The sequence below is a fragment of the Microvirga pakistanensis genome, from assembly GCF_004458765.1.
GTDB classification, from domain to species: Bacteria; Pseudomonadota; Alphaproteobacteria; order Rhizobiales; family Beijerinckiaceae; genus Microvirga; species Microvirga pakistanensis.
In genome coordinates this window covers 1-290 of the sequence record NZ_SPJX01000010.1, presented here as the reverse complement: position 1 = coordinate 290, position 290 = coordinate 1, and the positions used below count along the sequence as shown (strand labels likewise).

The following is a 290-nucleotide window of genomic DNA, read 5'->3' as shown; positions in this document are numbered from 1 at the left end:
CGTGAGCGAGACAATGGCTAATCAGCGGAGCCGTGTGACCAGTCTCCAGGCGGTCCCGGCACCGCCCGTTGACGAGAGCACGGCATCGATGATCGACCTGTTGCAGGAGCATCTGCGGCTGGCTCGTGAAGGCAAGCTGCGCTCACTTGCTGTGGTGTCCGTGTCTGCCGATGGATCCGCCATTGGGACCCAGTGGTCGTGCGATCCCAGCGACATGGCATCCCTGATCGGCAAGCTCACGGTGCTGACGCATGACCTGATGGCGGCCCGCAAGTAGCGAGACCTCATCG

At 63.1% G+C, this 290-nt stretch carries 1 protein-coding gene; it reads left to right on the top strand.

What is annotated here, in order from left to right:
• The first annotated feature begins 13 nt into the window (after positions 1-13).
• Positions 14-277, top strand: coding sequence for a hypothetical protein (locus E4K09_RS00040; RefSeq protein WP_134494036.1), 264 nt, complete (start codon positions 14-16; stop codon positions 275-277).
• Positions 278-290: the final 13 nt, after the last annotated feature.

Bases quoted from the DNA above. Each gene is read 5' to 3' on its own strand.
- E4K09_RS00040 (WP_134494036.1), top strand. From the start codon at position 14: ATGGCTAATCAGCGGAGCCGTGTGACCAGTCTCCAGGCGGTCCCGGCA.